Origin of the sequence: Streptomyces sp. NPDC094143 (genome assembly GCF_040303825.1) — a bacterium.
GTDB lineage: Bacteria > Actinomycetota > Actinomycetes > Streptomycetales > Streptomycetaceae > Streptomyces.
Map to the genome: position 1 here is coordinate 56,524 of NZ_JBEOTZ010000024.1, position 15,054 is coordinate 71,577.

The 15,054-nt window shown below is 73.8% G+C and carries 15 protein-coding genes; 11 read left to right on the forward strand and 4 right to left on the reverse strand.

Annotated elements, in window-relative coordinates:
• Positions 1 to 12 precede the first annotated feature (12 nt).
• From ABTZ58_RS27170 to dnaK, 7 genes are all read left to right on the forward strand, one after another.
• Positions 13 to 2,091 (forward strand): phage holin family protein, encoded by a 2,079-nt coding sequence (locus ABTZ58_RS27170; RefSeq protein WP_351362019.1) that lies wholly within the window; start codon positions 13 to 15, stop codon positions 2,089 to 2,091.
• A gap of 97 nt (positions 2,092 to 2,188) precedes the next feature.
• Entirely contained in the window at positions 2,189 to 3,250 is a 1,062-nt protein-coding gene (locus ABTZ58_RS27175) for an ATP-binding protein (protein ID WP_351361840.1), read from the forward strand.
• Positions 3,251 to 3,318: 68 nt separating this feature from the next.
• A complete protein-coding gene (locus tag ABTZ58_RS27180) occupies positions 3,319 to 5,049 on the forward strand; it encodes a vWA domain-containing protein (RefSeq protein ID WP_502996129.1) in 1,731 nt (576 codons plus the stop codon).
• A 72-nt stretch (positions 5,050 to 5,121) separates the two neighbouring features.
• Positions 5,122 to 5,550 carry an OsmC family peroxiredoxin gene (locus tag ABTZ58_RS27185; RefSeq protein ID WP_309094191.1) on the forward strand — a complete coding sequence of 143 codons (429 nt, stop codon included), beginning with the start codon at positions 5,122 to 5,124 and terminating at the stop codon, positions 5,548 to 5,550.
• 334 nt (positions 5,551 to 5,884) lie between these two features.
• Positions 5,885 to 6,619 carry a hypothetical protein gene (locus tag ABTZ58_RS27190; RefSeq protein WP_351361846.1) on the forward strand — a complete coding sequence of 245 codons (735 nt, stop codon included), beginning with the start codon at positions 5,885 to 5,887 and terminating at the stop codon, positions 6,617 to 6,619.
• Positions 6,616 to 7,356, forward strand: coding sequence for a glycerophosphodiester phosphodiesterase family protein (locus ABTZ58_RS27195; protein ID WP_351361849.1), 741 nt, complete (start codon positions 6,616 to 6,618; stop codon positions 7,354 to 7,356). Before ABTZ58_RS27190 ends, ABTZ58_RS27195 begins: the two co-directional genes overlap by 4 nt.
• A gap of 63 nt (positions 7,357 to 7,419) precedes the next feature.
• The gene (gene dnaK, locus ABTZ58_RS27200; RefSeq protein ID WP_351361852.1) at positions 7,420 to 9,291 is read left to right on the forward strand and encodes a molecular chaperone DnaK; all 1,872 of its coding nucleotides are present in this window, start codon (positions 7,420 to 7,422) and stop codon (positions 9,289 to 9,291) included.
• A gap of 37 nt (positions 9,292 to 9,328) precedes the next feature.
• Here dnaK and ABTZ58_RS27205 read toward each other — a convergent pair whose 3' ends face one another.
• Positions 9,329 to 9,796: a nitrate reductase molybdenum cofactor assembly chaperone gene (locus tag ABTZ58_RS27205; protein WP_351361855.1), complete on the reverse strand. Its 468-nt coding sequence runs from the start codon at positions 9,794 to 9,796 to the stop codon at positions 9,329 to 9,331.
• A 153-nt stretch (positions 9,797 to 9,949) separates the two neighbouring features.
• Positions 9,950 to 10,813, reverse strand: a complete 864-nt coding sequence (locus tag ABTZ58_RS27210; protein ID WP_351361858.1) for a Sco1979 family transcriptional regulator — start codon at positions 10,811 to 10,813, stop codon at positions 9,950 to 9,952.
• A gap of 295 nt (positions 10,814 to 11,108) precedes the next feature.
• Here ABTZ58_RS27210 and ABTZ58_RS27215 point away from each other — a divergent pair, with 295 nt between their 5' ends.
• Positions 11,109 to 11,534, forward strand: a complete 426-nt coding sequence (locus ABTZ58_RS27215) for a hypothetical protein (protein WP_351361861.1) — start codon at positions 11,109 to 11,111, stop codon at positions 11,532 to 11,534.
• Here the strand turns inward: ABTZ58_RS27215 and ABTZ58_RS27220 are convergent.
• On the reverse strand, positions 11,516 to 12,322 hold the full coding sequence (locus ABTZ58_RS27220) for a helix-turn-helix domain-containing protein (RefSeq protein ID WP_351361864.1): 807 nt from the start codon (positions 12,320 to 12,322) through the stop codon (positions 11,516 to 11,518). The genes ABTZ58_RS27215 and ABTZ58_RS27220 overlap by 19 nt on opposite strands.
• Before the next feature lie 128 nt (positions 12,323 to 12,450).
• Here ABTZ58_RS27220 and ABTZ58_RS27225 point away from each other — a divergent pair, with 128 nt between their 5' ends.
• Entirely contained in the window at positions 12,451 to 12,756 is a 306-nt protein-coding gene (locus tag ABTZ58_RS27225) for a 4a-hydroxytetrahydrobiopterin dehydratase (protein ID WP_351361867.1), read from the forward strand.
• A 4-nt stretch (positions 12,757 to 12,760) separates the two neighbouring features.
• Entirely contained in the window at positions 12,761 to 13,504 is a 744-nt protein-coding gene (locus tag ABTZ58_RS27230; RefSeq protein ID WP_351361869.1) for a class I SAM-dependent methyltransferase, read from the forward strand.
• Between the two features lie 18 nt (positions 13,505 to 13,522).
• On the opposite strand, the gene ABTZ58_RS27235 is transcribed toward ABTZ58_RS27230, so the two are convergent.
• Positions 13,523 to 14,017 carry a hypothetical protein gene (locus ABTZ58_RS27235; RefSeq protein WP_351361872.1) on the reverse strand — a complete coding sequence of 165 codons (495 nt, stop codon included), beginning with the start codon at positions 14,015 to 14,017 and terminating at the stop codon, positions 13,523 to 13,525.
• A 39-nt stretch (positions 14,018 to 14,056) separates the two neighbouring features.
• Here ABTZ58_RS27235 and ABTZ58_RS27240 point away from each other — a divergent pair, with 39 nt between their 5' ends.
• Positions 14,057 to 15,016 (forward strand): helix-turn-helix transcriptional regulator, encoded by a 960-nt coding sequence (locus tag ABTZ58_RS27240; protein WP_351361874.1) that lies wholly within the window; start codon positions 14,057 to 14,059, stop codon positions 15,014 to 15,016.
• Positions 15,017 to 15,054: the final 38 nt, after the last annotated feature.

A 15,054-nucleotide genomic window follows, 5' to 3' on the forward strand; every position in this document is an offset into this window, starting at 1 on the left:
AGGTGGCTGGGCGTGCGGGGCGTGTGGTGGCGGCGGGCCGCCAGTCAGGTGGGGCGCAGCGTCGCCGTGTGGGCGGTTTCCACCGTCACGATGCTGGTGCTCGCCGGCATCCTGCCCGACTTCCGGCTCCGCTCGGCGGACGGCGACAGCGCGACCGACATCGCCGTCACGGCCGCGTCCGGCGCCGGTGCCTTCGGCGTGCTGTCGGCCGTGGTGTGGCCGCTGCTGGTGCGGCTGCTGCTCCTCGTACCCGCGCTCGTGCTGGGCCTGCTGGTCTTCTTCCTGAACGGGGCGCTGCTGCTGCTCGCCCTGAACCTCAACCCCGCCGAGCGCGGCGCCGCCGCCCCGGAGACCGCCGTCGTGGTCGCCGCGGTGATGTCGGCCGTGGCGTCCGCGACCGGCGCCGCCCTGGCCGTCCGCGACGACGACGCCTACCGCCGCCGGCTCTACCGCCTCTCCGACCGCCGTCGCCGCCGGTCCGGGCCGCCCTGCCCGTCCAGTCCCGGTACGGTCTTCCTGCAACTGGACGGCGTCGGCCACGACACGCTGCTCGACGCGGTCGGCGAGGGCCTGATGCCCACCGTCGCCCGCTGGCTCAGCCCGGGCCCCGGCGGCCGCCCCAGCCACCGGCTCACCCCCTGGCGCACCGACTGGTCCAGCCAGACCGGCGCCAGCCAGCTCGGCATCCTGCACGGCAGCAATCACGACGTCCCGGCCTTCCGCTGGTACGAGAAGGACACCCGCGAGATCGTCGTCTGCAACCGCCCGACCAGCGCCGCCGAACTCCAGCGCCGCGCCGTCGGATACGCCGGGCACGGCGGCCTGCTCACCGTGGACGGCGCCAGCCGCGGCAACCTCTTCGGCGGCGGCGCCGACCAGCAGGCCCTGGTGCTGTCCATCGCCACCCGCCGCCGCAGCCGCGAGAACCGTTCCCGCGACGGCTACTTCGCCTACTTCTCCGACCCGGCCAACGCCGTGCGCACGGCACTGTCCTTCCTCGCCGAGGTCGGCCGGGAGATCGGCGAGTCCACCCGGGCCCGCCTCCGCAAGCAGCGGCCGCGCGTCTCCCGCGGCGGCCTCTACCCGCTCGTCCGCGCCTTCGCGACCGTCGTCGAGCGGGACGTCGTCGTCGCCGCCGTCACCGGCGACATGCTCGCCGGACGCACCGCCGTCTACGCCGACCTGGTCGCCTACGACGAGGTCGCCCACCACTCAGGACCGGCGAGCCGCGACGCGCGGAAGGTCCTGCAGCGCCTGGACCGCTGCCTCGCCCTGATCGAGAACGTCGCCGAGCACGCCCCGCGCCCGTACCGGATCGTCGTGCTGTCCGACCACGGCCAGAGCCCCGGCGAGACCTTCCGCTCCCGCTACGGCCTCACCCTCGGCGACCTGGTGCGGGCCGGCTGCGGACTGCCCGTGCCGCGCCGGGCCGAGCGCACCCGCAGCGGGGCGGAGGCCCGCGCCGCCGTCCGCGCCGCGCTGCGCATACCGGTCGAGGAGGGCCGCGAGCGGCACCGGCCCGTGCGCCGCGAGGAACCGATCGTGCTGGCCTCGGGCAACCTCGGTCTGGTCTCCTTCCCGGACATCACCCACCGGATGAGCAAGGAGGAGATCGACGCCCGCCACCCCGCGCTGCTGCCGACCCTCGCCAACCACCCCGGCATCGGCTTCCTGCTGGTGCGCAGCGAGCAGCACGGCGGGGTCGTGCTCGGCGCGTACGGGGCCGAGATCCCGCTGGCCGACCTCGACGACGACCCGGGCCCGCTCGCCGCGTTCGGCCGGGGCGCCGCCGACGCGGTCCGCCGCACGCACTCCTTCCCGCACGCCGCCGACATCATGGTCAACTCCTTCCACGACCCGGCCGACGGCGAAGTCCTCGCCTTCGAGGAGCAGATCGGCTCCCACGGCGGGCTCGGCGGCGCCCAGGGCAAGCCCTTCCTGCTGTCGCCGCTCACGCTGTCCGCGCCCGTCGGGGACGGGGCGGAACTCGTCGGCGCCGAGCGGGTGCACCGGGTGCTGCGGCGCTGGCTGCGCGAGTCGAACGGACCGCAGGTGCCGCTGGAGGCCGGCGAGCAGGAGCGCGCCGCCTGAAAATCGGCTGCGCCTTGCGGGCCGTACGCCCACACTGTTCGTACCGGACGCCGCACACCCGAGCGTCCTTCTCGAACACCCGCAAGGAGTAGCTGCTTTGCAGGCAGCCGTCACGGTCACGCCCGCCCGCATCCCGGACCTGCTGCTGGGCCTGGCCACGGTCCGGCCGGTCTTCATCTGGGGCGCCCCCGGCATCGGGAAGTCCTCCCTCGTGCGGAACTTCGCCGAGTCGCTGGGCCTTCAGTGCGTGAGCCTGCTGGGCACCCAGCTCGCCCCCGAGGACCTCATCGGCGTCCCGCAGATCCGCGACGGCCGCTCGGTGTTCTGCCCGCCGGAGGCCATCGCCCGGGACGAGCCGTACTGCCTGTTCCTGGACGAGCTCAACGCGGCCACGCCGGACGTGCAGAAGGCGTTCTACTCGCTGATCCTGGACCGCCGCATCGGCACCTACGAGCTGCCCGAGGGCTCGATCGTCATCGGCGCCGGCAACCGCGCCACCGACAACGCGCTCGCCCGGCCCATCGCCTCCGCGCTGGTCAACCGGCTCACCCACGTCCATCTGGAGGCCTCAGCCAAGGACTGGCTGGCCTGGGCCGGGGGCAACGGCATCCACCCGTGGATCGTGGACCACCTCACCGACCGGCCCGACCACCTGTGGTCCAAGCCGCCGAAGACGGAGGAGCCGTTCTCCACGCCCCGCTCCTGGCACATGCTCTCCGACGCCCTGCACTCCTTCGGCCGGGACCTCGACGAGGAGACGCTGCGGGTCCTCGCGCACGGCACGCTCACGCCCGCGCACGCGCAGGCCTTCTGCGGCTACGTCAAGATCGTGCGCAGCCGCTACGGCATCGAGGCGATCATCAAGGGCGACGCCCGCTGGCCCAACCGCCCGGAGGACCGTGACCTGCTCTACTACCTCGCCGACTCCTTCCGCGGCCGCCTCGTCAAGGAACTGCCCGCCAGCAAGGAGCACATGTCGGCGAACGGCCGGCAGACCGCCTACCGCGCCAAGTCGCTGCTGGTGCAGCTCGCCGAGATCTCCGTCGAGGTCGCCCAGACCGTCATCGCCTCCGACGCCGACGGCAACCCCGTGCTGCCCTCCTGGTTCCTCGTCGAGGCGGCCCGGGACATGCCCCGGCTGGTGGAGGCGCGGCGGTGAGCCGCGGCCACGGCAAGGACCAGCGCAAGAAGAAGCGGGACCTCGCGGGGGAGGCGTTCGCCGAGGGTATGCGGCTGATGCGGGCCAACCCCGCTCTCGCGGCCGTGGAGTTCGACGTCTGCCGCCAGGAGGAGTGCCGCTTCGCGCCCCGCGACGGGCTCGTCGCCGTCGACTCCGACGGCGACCTGCACGTCCACCCGGACCGGCTCGCCGAGCCCGCCGCCTGGGCCTGGGCGCTCGCCCACGCCGTGCTGCACCTGGGCTTCGGCCACGTCCCCGCGGTCAAGGGCGAGCGCGTCCAGCCCGACCGCTTCGACCTCGCCGCACGCTGCGTCGTGGTCAACCGCTTCCTGCTCGGCTTCACCGTCGGCGAGACCCCCGAGCACCTGCCCGCCGCCTACCCGGACGGCGACGAGGAGCGGCTCGCCGCCCGCTGGCGGCGCGACGGACTGCCGCCGGTCTACGAGCGCTGCGGCACGGCCGGCGGCGAGCCCGACCAGGTGCTGGTGCCGTGGACGGGCTGGTCCCGGCCGCCCGACTGGCAGCTGGCCTTCGCCACCGCCCTGACCCGGACCGTGTCCGCCGCGATGGACATGGCCGGCGGGCGCCGCGACAGCCTGGACGGCGAGACGCCAGCTCAGCGCCCCTGGCAGCGGGCGCTGAGCTGGTTCATCTCCTCCTACCCGCTGCTCGGCGGCATCGCGGCCGGCATCAAGCTGGTCGCCGACGCCGAAGTCGCCCGCGCCCACGGCATCGCGGTCGCCGCGGTCGACGCCGAGGCGGGCGAGATCTACATCAACCCCCTGCGCGGTTTCGAGGACGAGGAGTGGCGGTTCGTCCTCGCCCACGAGATGCTGCACGCCGCCCTGCGCCACGGCGACCGCTGCGGCACCCGCGATCCCTATCTGTTCAACGTCGCCTGCGACTACGTCGTCAACGGCTGGCTGACCGAGATGGAGGTCGGCACCATGCCCGAGGGGCTGCTGTACGACCCGCAGCTCGCCGGCCTGTCCGCCGAGGAGGTCTACGACCGCATCGCCGGCGACCTGCGCCGCCGGCGCCGGCCGGCCACCCTGCGCGGCAAGGGCGTGGGGGACATCCTCGGCGGTCCGCTCGGCTCGCCCCGTGACTACGTCGACCTCGACGCGTTCTACCGCCGCGGCCTCGCCCAGGGCCTGGACCTGCACCAGCGGCAGGAGCGCGGCTTCCTGCCCGGCGGGCTGGTCGAGGAGATCCGGGCGCTGAGCCACCCGCCGCTGCCCTGGGACGCGCGCCTGGCACGCTGGTTCGACGAGTTCGTGCCCCGCCCCGAACCCGTCCGTTCCTACGCCCGGCCCTCGCGGCGCCAGGCCTCCACGCCCGACATCCCGCGCGCCGGGCGGTACTTCCCGCCCGAGGAGATCGCCCGCTGCACCTTCGGCGTGGTCCTGGACACCTCCGGCTCCATGGACCGCGTCCTGCTCGGCAAGGCGCTGGGCGCGATCGCCTCCTACGCCGAGGCCCGTGACGTACCGGCCGCCCGGGTCGTGTTCTGCGACGCGGCCCCGCACGACGCCGGCTATCTGCCCGTGACGGAGATCGCCGGGCGGGTCCGGGTGCACGGCCGCGGCGGCACCGTCCTGCAGCCCGGCGTCGACCTGCTGCACCGCGCGGACGACTTCCCGCCCGGCGCGCCCGTCCTGGTCATCACCGACGGCTGGTGCGACACCCTGCGGGTGCGGCGCGAGCACGCCTACCTGATCCCGGCCGGAGCGCGGCTGCCGTTCAGCGCCAGAGGACCGGTCTTCCGCGTGAGTTGAGCCGGAGTGTGATCGGATGGGGTGAGGAACCCCGAACGACCGGGTTCCGGATACTCATCGAAAGGATGCGTCATGGCAGCCACGCGCTCCGCCCACACGGTGTGGGAAGGCAACCTCTTCAAGGGCAACGGTGTCGTCACCTTCGACTCCTCGGGCATTCTCACCGAGCAGCCGGTCTCCTGGGCGGCCCGTACCGAGGAGCCGGGCGGGAAGACCAGCCCGGAGGAGCTGATCGCCGCAGCCCACTCCAGCTGCTTCTCGATGGCCTTCTCCAACATCCTCGACAAGGCCGGCACCCCGCCGACCAAGCTGGTGACCTCGGCGGACGTCACGTTCCAGCCGGGTGAGGGCATCACCGGCATCCACCTGACCGTCGAGGGCACCGTCCCGGGCATGGACGAGGAGGCCTTCCTCGCCGCCGCGGAGGAGGCCAAGGTCGGCTGCCCGGTCAGCCAGGCCCTGAAGGCCACGCCCATCACCCTGACCGCCAAGCTCGCCTGACCTCACCCACCGGCGTCACGCGGGCCCGCCCTCGGGGGCACGGCCCGTGTGACACCGCGCGGGCGCGCACCGGGGCGGCCCGCCTGACGCCGTTGTCGCGGAAGCGGCCCGCCCCGGCCGCGTGAGGCCGTGTCGCCGGGGCGCGACCCTCGTGCAGCGATCCGCCGGGGACCGCGTGCGGCCGTGTGCCGCCCGTGGCCCGGTGCGGCGCGGGCCGGGCCGGGTTGACCTGGCGGCTTCGCCCGGCGAGCGCCGGGCGGGCGTCGCCGGTTCGCCGCGCGGGGCCGGGGTAGAAAACCAGTCGCTTCGCCACCGACGGGCCGGAAGGAACGCGATGCTGCCGGGAACGTCCACCAGCGCTTCGGTGCCCGACTCCGCCGCCCGGGAGCGGACCCGCGTCCTGCTGCTGTTCAGCCTGTCCGGCCGGCTGCACCCCCGGGACACCGCCCTCGGCGCCCTCGTCGACCGCTACGACCACGGCCGCTTCGCCTCCCACCTGATGACCAGCCAGGACGTGCTCCCCTTGCCGGTCCTCGACGAGCGGATGGCGCCCGGGCGGCTGCGGCTGCCGCACGGCGACCACGGCCTCGGCCTGGCGTCCCTGCGGATCCTGATGATCACCGAGGCCTTCCAGTCCTGGCGGGGCGACGCCCTGGGCATCCGCGGCAGCCTGGAGAACTCGGCCCCCACGGTCGAGCGCCTCACCTCGGTGATCAGCGCACGCTCCGCCGCCCTGGACGCCCAACTCGCCGAGCGAGACGACCGCCGCGACCGCACCGTCTCCGGCCCGGTCGCCGCCGCCACCCTGATCGCCCTGCCGCCGACGCTGCTGCCGGCCTTCTTCGGCGTGAACGGCACGAACGTGGACGAGCACCGCTCCATCCCCGGCCTGCGCGCCTACGGAACGGCCTACGCGCCGGCCTGGCCGCCCTTCGTCGTCCTCGCCCTGATCGGCTGGATCCTGCTCAGGCGGGTCCGTGCCGGCTCCGGCCCGCTGCCGCCCGCCCCCGACGACGACTTCGCCCCCGTCCCGCCCCCGCGCCCGCCCTTCCGGAGTCCCCGGCCATGACGCCACGCCCCGCCGTCTCCGCCCACCGGGGCGGCTCCGAGCGCGCCGGCGCCGCCACCTGGGAGGCGTACCGGGACGCCCTGGAGTCCGGCGCCGAGTACGTCGAGTTCGACGTCCGGCGCACGGGCGACGGTGTCCTCGTCGTCCACCACGATCCCCGGGCCGGCCCCGCCGGGCCGCCGCTGTCCGCGCTCACCCACGCCGAGCTGAGCGAGCGGGCCGGTCATGACGTGCCCGTGGTCGAGGAGGTCATGGCGCTGATCGCCGGGAAGCTGGTGGCACACCTGGACCTGAAGGAGGTGGGCTACGAGCGGGAGGTGCTCGACCGGGCGGTCGCCCTGCTGGGCGAGGACGGTCTCGTCGTGACGACCCTGGAGGACCGTTCCGTCGCCGCCGTCACCCGGTCCCACCCCCGGGTGCGCACCGCCCTGTCCTTGGGCCGTGACCGCAGCGAGCTGGCCCTGGCCCGGCTGCCCGGGACCCGGCTGAGCGAACTGTTCCCGGCCCGCCGCATCCGGGCCTGCGGAGCCCACGGCGTCGCCGTGCACCAGCGGCTGGCCAGGGCGAACGTACTGCGCGAGGCGGCCCGGCGCGGCCTGTTCACCATGGTGTGGACGGTCAACGACGACACCCTCATGCGCGCCTTCCTCGCCCACCCGCGCGTCGACGTGCTCGTCACCGACCGGCCCCGGCGCGCGGTGGCGCTGCGCGGCCCGGTCACCCCCACGTGGCATTGACAACGGCGCACTCAAGTTTTGTGCTGGAGAGTGTGCGGAGCGCCCTGGCGGAAGGGGACAGCGATGGGACGTGCGGTCGGGATCGACCTCGGAACCACGAACTCGGTGGTCGCCGTGCTGGAGGGCGGTGAGCCCACCGTCATCGCCAACGCGGAGGGGGCCAGGACCACGCCCTCGGTCGTGGCGTTCGCCAAGAACGGCGAGGTGCTGGTCGGCGAGGTCGCCAAGCGGCAGGCCGTGACGAACGTGGAGCGCACGGCCCGCTCGGTCAAGCGGTACATGGGCGACCCGCAGTGGCGCTTCCCCGGGCAGGGCGACATCGACGGCACCCGCTACCGCGCGCAGGAGCTGTCCGCGCGGGTGCTGCAGAAACTGAAGCGGGACGCCGAGTCCTACCTCGGCGAGGACGTCACCGACGCGGTGATCACCGTCCCCGCGTACTTCGACGACTCCCAGCGGCAGGCCACCAAGGAGGCCGGGGAGATCGCGGGCCTGAAGGTCCTGCGGATCATCAACGAGCCGACGGCCGCGGCCCTCGCCTACGGCCTGGACAAGGAGAACGACCAGACGGTCCTCGTCTTCGACCTGGGCGGCGGCACCTTCGACGTCTCGCTGCTGGATATGGGCGAGGGCGTCATCGAGGTGAAGGCCACCAACGGCGACACACACCTGGGCGGCGACGACTGGGACCAGCGCATCGTCGAGTACCTGATCAAGCGCTTCAAAGGGCAGTACGGCGTCGACCTGGCCAAGGACAAGATGGCCGTGCAGCGGCTGCGCGAGGGTGCCGAGAAGGCGAAGATCGAGCTGTCCAGCTCCACCGAGACGACGATCAACCTGCCGTACATCACGGCCTCCGCCGAGGGGCCGCTGCACCTGGACGAGAAGCTGACCCGGGCCCAGTTCCAGGAGCTCACCGAGGACCTCCTCGACCGCTGCAAGGCCCCGTTCCACCAGGCGGTCCGGGATGCCGGTGTGCAGCTCTCGGCGATCGACCACGTCATCCTCGTCGGTGGCTCGACCCGCATGCCCGCCGTGACGGACCTCGTGAAGGAGCTGACCGGCAAGGACCCGCACAAGGGCGTCAACCCCGACGAGGTCGTGGCCCTCGGGGCCGCGCTCCAGGCGGGCGTCCTGCGCGGCGACGTCAAGGACGTGCTGCTGCTCGACGTCACCCCGCTGTCCCTGGGCATCGAAACCAAGGGCGGCATCATGACGAAGCTGATCGAGCGCAACACCACGATCCCCACCCGGCGTTCGGAGATCTTCACCACCGCCGCCGACAACCAGCCCTCGGTCGGCATCCAGGTCTACCAGGGCGAACGCGAGATCGCCGCCTACAACAAGAAGCTCGGCGTCTTCGACCTCACCGGACTGCCGCCGGCCCCGCGCGGCGTCCCACAGATCGAGGTGGCCTTCGACATCGACGCCAACGGCATCATGCACGTGTCCGCCAAGGACATGGCCACCGGCCGCGAACAGAAGATGACCGTCACCGGCGGCTCGGCCCTGCCCAAGGACGACATCGACCGCATGATGCGCGAGGCCGAGCAGTACGCCGAGGAGGACCGCAAACGCCGCGAGGCCGCCGAGACCCGCAACCAGGCCGAGCAACTCGTCTACCAGACCGAGAAGTTCCTCCGCGACAACGCCGACGAGATCCCGGCCGACACCACGGCGGAGGTCGAGGCCGCCGTCGCCGACCTCAAGGCACGACTCGACCGGCAGGCGGACACCGCCGAACTGCGCACCGGCGTCGAGGAACTCGCCGCGGTCAGCCAGAAGATGGGCCAGGCGATGTACGCCCGGTCCCAGCCCCAGCAGGCCCCCGCGGAGGACACCCCCACCCCGCCACAGGACGAGGAGGGCGTGGTCGACGCGGAGATCGTGGACGACGAGCACGACCGCCGCGACGAGAAGGGCGGCGCCGCTTAGGGCGGGTCCGCACAGTCCCTCCCGCCCCGCGACGCCCCTAGCGGTCCGATGCGGTGGGCGGCAGGGTCGCGCACACCGCGTCCAGCACGGTCGCGTACGGCGTGCCGAAATCGGTGAGGCGGACGCGGAGCAGGTCCAGGCCGTCGTGGTGGTCCGCCAGGAGCTGGGTGTCGCCGGTGCGGGCCGCGCACTCCAGGACCGCCGGGAGGAAGTCCGGCGGTTCCTCGCCGGTGGTCTCCAGGCCGTGCGAGCGGTACAGCTCCTCGGAGGGCGTGGGGGCCGCCTCGCGCCACGCGCTGAGATACAGACTGTGGTCCGGCTCCGCCTCGAACACCTCGACGTAGTGCGCCGCCAGCTCGCGCGGCGGGGTCAGCGCCGCGTGGTCGGCGAACTCCCGCAGCTGCGGCGCGGCTTCGCGCAGCAGCGGCAGCCGGGTGCGGAAGTCGTCGTCGGGGAACATCAGGCACAGCGCGGCCGCCTGGTACAGCACCTCGAATCCGGGCATCGGATCTCCTTCGCGTGCGCTCCCTGGGCTGCCCCGTGATGCCGACGCTAGGGGCGGCCCGGGGGGCACACCTGCCGGCGGCGCCCGTACGGGTCAGTACCCGTGCCATGACGTCGGGCGGGGAGTGACCTGGGACGGGATCGGGCAGCCGCCTCAGAAGCTGTCGCGGTACCGCCGCAGCAGCGCCTGGGTGCGCTGCGTGGAGCCGGCGCGGGCGGTCATGTAATCCAGGACCTCCAGGTGCGCCGAGACCTCCTTGCGGGAGTCGAGGTACAGCGCGCCGGTCAGGTACTCGGTGAACACCATGTCCGGCAGCTCGGGCTCGGCGAAGCGGAACAGCGAGAACGGCGCGTACGTCCCCGGATGCGGACCGTCCGCGAACTCGGCGACCTGGAGCGTGACGCGGTCCCGCGCGGCGTACTCCAGCAGCCTGTCCAGCTGGTCGCGCATCACCCGGCCGTCGATGCTCACCGGGCGGCGCAGCACCGTCTCGTCCATGATCACCCACAGGTGCGGCGGATCGGGGCGCTCCAGCAGTCGCTGCCGCTCCATCCGCAGCGACACGTGCCGCTCCACCGCCTCGGGACCGGCGTTCGCGATGGTGCCGGACTCCAGCACGGCACGCGCGTACCCTTCGGTCTGCAGCAGCCCGGGCACGAAGTGCGGTTCGTAGGACCGGATGATCCGGGCGGCGCCCTCCAGGCTCACGTACAGGCTGAACCACTCGGGCAGCACGTCGTGGAACCGCTGCCACCAGCCGGGCCGGTTCGCCTCCTCGGCGAACTCGACGAACGCGCTCACCTCGTCCTCGGCGACTCCGTACGCGGTCAGCAGGATCTGCACGTACGGGATCTTCAGCGCGACGTCGGCGGTCTCCATCCGCCGGACCGTCGCCGGGGCGACGCGCAGCACCCGCGCGGCCTCCTCACGGCTGAGGCCCGCCACCTCGCGCAGTTCCTGCAGCCGCTTGCCCAGCACCACCTGGCCCACGGTGGGTGCGGCCCGCCGTTCACTCACGCCACGCCTCCCCAACGTGCCACGTCCGCGATCAGTGTGGCACGCCCGGCCGCTCGCACCACAGGCCCGACGGCATGGAGATCGCGGAGCAGGGGCGCGCGGCGGCATTACCCCACGGGTAATCGACCGGCCGCCGCCCGCGCGGGATCGTGAACACACCGGGTCCCGGGCCGGCGCACTCCGGCCCGGGACCCGGCCCCGGCCGCACCACCCGCCCGGCCGCACACCAGCCGACCGGACGAGCCCGCACGTGCCGGCCCGGTCAGGCACCGCAACCGACGGAGGATGATGTCCCATGTCCACGACCCAGCTCGCCGCGCTCGCCCGGACCACCGAGCCGCAGTCCGCGCTGCGCCGCTTCCTGGCCCTGGACGCCGTCGTGACCGGCGCCAACGCGCTCGCCTACCTCGCCCTGTCCGGCCCGCTGGGACGGTTCCTCGGGGCCGACGCGACGCTGCTGCTCGCGCTGGGCGCCTTCCTCGCCGTGTACGCGACCGGCGTGGGCCTGCTGGCCGCCCGCCGCCGGCCGCCCGCGCTCGGCGTGCGGGCGGTCGTCGAGGCCAACCTCGCCTGGACGGCGCTGAGCCTGGTGGCCCTGGCGCTGTGGCTCTCGCCGAGCACGGCGGGCGCCGTGTGGACAGTCCTCCAGGCGCTGACCGTGGCCGGCTTCGCCGTGCTCCAGCACGTCGCCCTGAAAGCCCGTCAGGAAATGGACTGCTGAAGGTACTTGGCGGTCGCCGGGTCGGCCGGGAGCAGCGTCTCCACGGCCAGCTCGGCGACGGTCACGTCCATCGGCGTGTTGAACGTGGAGATCGAGGAGATGAACGACAGGGTCCGCCCTCCGTGCTCGATCCGCAGCGGCAGCGCGAAGTACGGCACCGGCTCACCGGGCTCGTCGGCCGGGTCCTCGTCCGGCACCGGATACGCCGCGACCTCCTCGTACAGCGCCCGCAGCGGCTCGGAGCGGTGCAGCGCGATCTGCCGTTCCATCTGCTCCAGCAGATGCCCGCGCCAGGCGCGCAGGTTCCGGATCCGGGGTGCGAGGCCCTCCGGGTGCAGCGCCAGCCGCATCGCGTTCAGCGGCGGCTCCAGCAGGGCCGGCGAGACGCCGTCGACCAGCGCCATGATCCCGCGGTTGGCCGCCACCACGTCGTACCGCGCGTCCACCACCAGCGCCGGATACGGCTCGTACCCGCCGATCAGCCGCTCGATGCCCTCGCGCAGCGGGCCCAGCGCCGGGTCGTCCAGCGGGGTCTCCGGGTAGCGCGGGGCGTAACCGGCCGCCATCAGCAGCGCGTTGCGCTCCCGCACGGGGACGTCCAGGTGCTCGGCCAGCCGCAGCACCATCTCCTCGCTGGGCCGGGACCGGCCCGTCTCGACGAAGCTGATGTGGCGGGCCGAGGAGTCCGCGCGCAGGGCCAGCTCCAGCTGGCTGACCCGCCGCCGCTCCCGCCAGGCCCGCAGCAGGGGACCGACGCCCCGCTGCGCGGTGGACGGGTGAGTGGTCATGCCGGGACCGTAACCGAGAACCGGCCGCGGCGGACAGGGCGCGGCGCTCTGACCAGGGTCTGGGACGTCACGCTGTGGCAGGCTGAGAGGCGACGAGGACACCCGCAGTGAGGGAAGGAACACAGCCCATGCCCGTCGAACCGCTGTCGCGCCAGGAGATCGAGGACCGGCTGGCCGAACTGCCCGGCTGGTCCCTCGACGGGGACCGCCTCACCCGCTCCTACCGGCTCGGCTCGCACTTCGCCGCGACGGCGATGGTCGTGCACATCGCCCAGGTCCAGGAGGAACTGGACCACCACTCCGACCTCACGCTCGGCTACCACACCGTCGCCCTGTCCGTGCACACGCACAGCGCGGGCGGCGCCGTCACCGAGAAGGACTTCGAACTCGCCCGCAAGGTGGAGGACCTGGCCCCCGGACACGGGGCACACTGACCGCGTGCTCGACTACGACAAGGAAGCGGAGCGGTACGACGCCTCCCGCGGCGGCGAGCCCCGGGCGGCGGCCGCCGCCGACGCGGTGCTCGGGCTCGTACCGCGCCAGGCGCGCGGCCTGCTCGACGTCGCCTGCGGCACCGGCATCGTGACCCGGCGGCTCGCGGCCGCGCGCCCCGGCATGCGGGTGACCGGCGTCGACCTCGCCCCCGCGATGGTCCGCCAGGCCGCCGCCCGGCTGCCCGGTGCCGTCGTCCGCGCCGACAGCCGCGGACTGCCCTTCGGCGACGGGCAGTTCGACGCCGTCTGCACCGTGTGGCTGCTGCACCTGGCCGCCGGGCCCGCCGAGGTGCGGGCCATCGTCGGCGAGTGCGCCCGGGTGCTGCGCCCCGGCGGGGTGTACGTCACGACGGTCGACAAGGCCGCCTCCCACAACGTGGGCAGCGACATCGATGTCGTCCTGTCCCCCCGGCCGCCCAGCCCGGCCCGGGACGCGGCGGCGGACGTCGAGGCCCACGCCGCCGCCCACGGCCTGGTCCCGGCCGGGCGGGCCCGGTTCACCGGACACGGCCAGGGCCGCAGCCCGCGCCGCACCATCGCCGACCTGCGCCGGGGCTGGTTCGTCACCCTGCCGCCGGGCGAGCCCCTCGCGGAGGAGTTCGCCCGGCGGCTGGCGCGCCTGCCCGACCAGGACCGGCCACGCCCCGACCCGGTGTTCAGCCTGCGGGCGTTCCGCAAGCCCGGGTGAAGTCCCCGACCCGGTTGGTCAGCCAGTTGGCCCCGCCGTGCGGTCCCCTGTGGTGCCCTCGGGCAGTGAGTCGGCCAAGTAGGCGATGAGGTCGGGCACATCGGGGGCCAGCAGGTGCCGCACCCAGGCGTCCCGCTCGTGCAGGATCGGCGGCAGCTCCCAGACGCAGCCGATCCAGGGCAGTCCGGGAGTGATGAAGTGCGTCGGGTCGCGGTCCGGGCAGCCCAGCACCGGCTGGCCCGCCGCCGCGCCCCTGAAGTGCAGGACGTTGTCCCACACCCAGCTGTACACGTTCAGGTAGGCGCCGTCGTCACCGCCCCGGTGCAGCACGACGAACGTCGCCGGCGGCGTGCCGTCCGGCTCCGGCAGCAGCTCCGGCAGGATCGCGTAGGCCGCCTTCTCGACCTCGGGCTCGATGCCCGCGGGGTCCGCGGTGACGTGGTAGCGCTTGACGTGCCGCCCGGCGACTTCGAGGGGCGGGGGCACGGTCAGCAGTTTCTCGCTGAATGGCATGCCGGGACGGTAGGGCCGGTCCCCTGACATCCTGTGTCAGTGAAGTCCAGCCGTCTCGTCTCCATCCTCCTGCTGCTCCAGGCCCGCGGCCGGATGACCGCCGCCCAGCTCGCCGAGGAACTGGAGGTGTCGGTGCGCACGGTGTACCGGGACGTCGAGGCGCTGAGCGCGGCCGGTGTCCCGCTGTACGGGGACGCGGGCCATGCCGGCGGCTACCGTCTCCTCGACGGCTACCGCACCCGGCTCACCGGCCTCACCGCCGGTGAGGCCGAGGCCCTCTTCCTGGCCGGCGCCCCGGGCGCCGCCGCGCAGCTCGGACTCGGTTCCGTGCTGGCCGCCGCCCGGCTCAAGGTCCGTGCCGCCCTGCCGCCGGAGCTGCGTGTCCACGCGGACCGGATCAGCGGCCGCTTCCACCTCGACGCGCCCGGCTGGTACGCGGGTGCGGACGAGACGCCGTTCCTGCCGGCGGTGGCCGACGCGGTCTGGAACGGCCGGGTGCTGAACGTCCTGTACCGGCGCTGGCGCGAGCCCACCGATGTGGAGCGCCGCCTGGAGCCGTACGGGCTGGTCCTCAAGGCGGGGCGCTGGTACGTGGTCGCGGGCCCGGGCCCGCGCGCCTACCGCGTAGACCAGATCCTGCGGCTGTCCGCCACGGACGAGGAGTTCACCCGCCCGGAGGACTTCGATCTGGCCCGTTACTGGACCGCCTACCAGCGCGACTTCCACCGCCGGCTGCGCGCGGACCGGGCCGTGGTGCGGGTGGCCCCGGGGGTCACGCTCCCCGGGACGGCCCAGGACGAGGCCGCACCGGAAGCGGACGGCTGGCGCCGCGTCAGCGTCACCATCGAATCCGTCGACCACGCCCACGCCGAGTTCCTGCGCCTGGGCAGCGGCATCGAGGTTCTGGAACCACCGGAACTGCGCGCGAGGATCGCCCGGACGGCGGCGGAACTGGCGGCCAGGTACGGCGGCACAAAGGTGCCCCGCGACGGACTGTGATACTCCCCGGGCCGGGAGAACGCGTGCCGCTCTCGGCG

What these genes read in the sequence shown, in the direction of transcription:
- ABTZ58_RS27205 (WP_351361855.1), bottom strand. Translation starts at nt 9,796, where the DNA reads ATGCCCGGATTCGAGGTGCTGTACCAGGCGGCCGCGCTGTGCCTGATG.
- ABTZ58_RS27220 (WP_351361864.1), bottom strand. Translation starts at nt 12,322, where the DNA reads ATGACCACTCACCCGTCCACCGCGCAGCGGGGCGTCGGTCCCCTGCTG.
- ABTZ58_RS27215 (WP_351361861.1), top strand. Translation starts at nt 11,109, where the DNA reads ATGTCCACGACCCAGCTCGCCGCGCTCGCCCGGACCACCGAGCCGCAG.
- ABTZ58_RS27185 (WP_309094191.1), top strand. Translation starts at nt 5,122, where the DNA reads ATGGCAGCCACGCGCTCCGCCCACACGGTGTGGGAAGGCAACCTCTTC.
- ABTZ58_RS27190 (WP_351361846.1), top strand. Translation starts at nt 5,885, where the DNA reads ATGCTGCCGGGAACGTCCACCAGCGCTTCGGTGCCCGACTCCGCCGCC.
- ABTZ58_RS27225 (WP_351361867.1), top strand. Translation starts at nt 12,451, where the DNA reads ATGCCCGTCGAACCGCTGTCGCGCCAGGAGATCGAGGACCGGCTGGCC.
- dnaK (WP_351361852.1), top strand. Translation starts at nt 7,420, where the DNA reads ATGGGACGTGCGGTCGGGATCGACCTCGGAACCACGAACTCGGTGGTC.
- ABTZ58_RS27180 (WP_502996129.1), top strand. Translation starts at nt 3,319, where the DNA reads ATGCGGCTGATGCGGGCCAACCCCGCTCTCGCGGCCGTGGAGTTCGAC.
- ABTZ58_RS27235 (WP_351361872.1), bottom strand. Translation starts at nt 14,017, where the DNA reads ATGCCATTCAGCGAGAAACTGCTGACCGTGCCCCCGCCCCTCGAAGTC.
- ABTZ58_RS27195 (WP_351361849.1), top strand. Translation starts at nt 6,616, where the DNA reads ATGACGCCACGCCCCGCCGTCTCCGCCCACCGGGGCGGCTCCGAGCGC.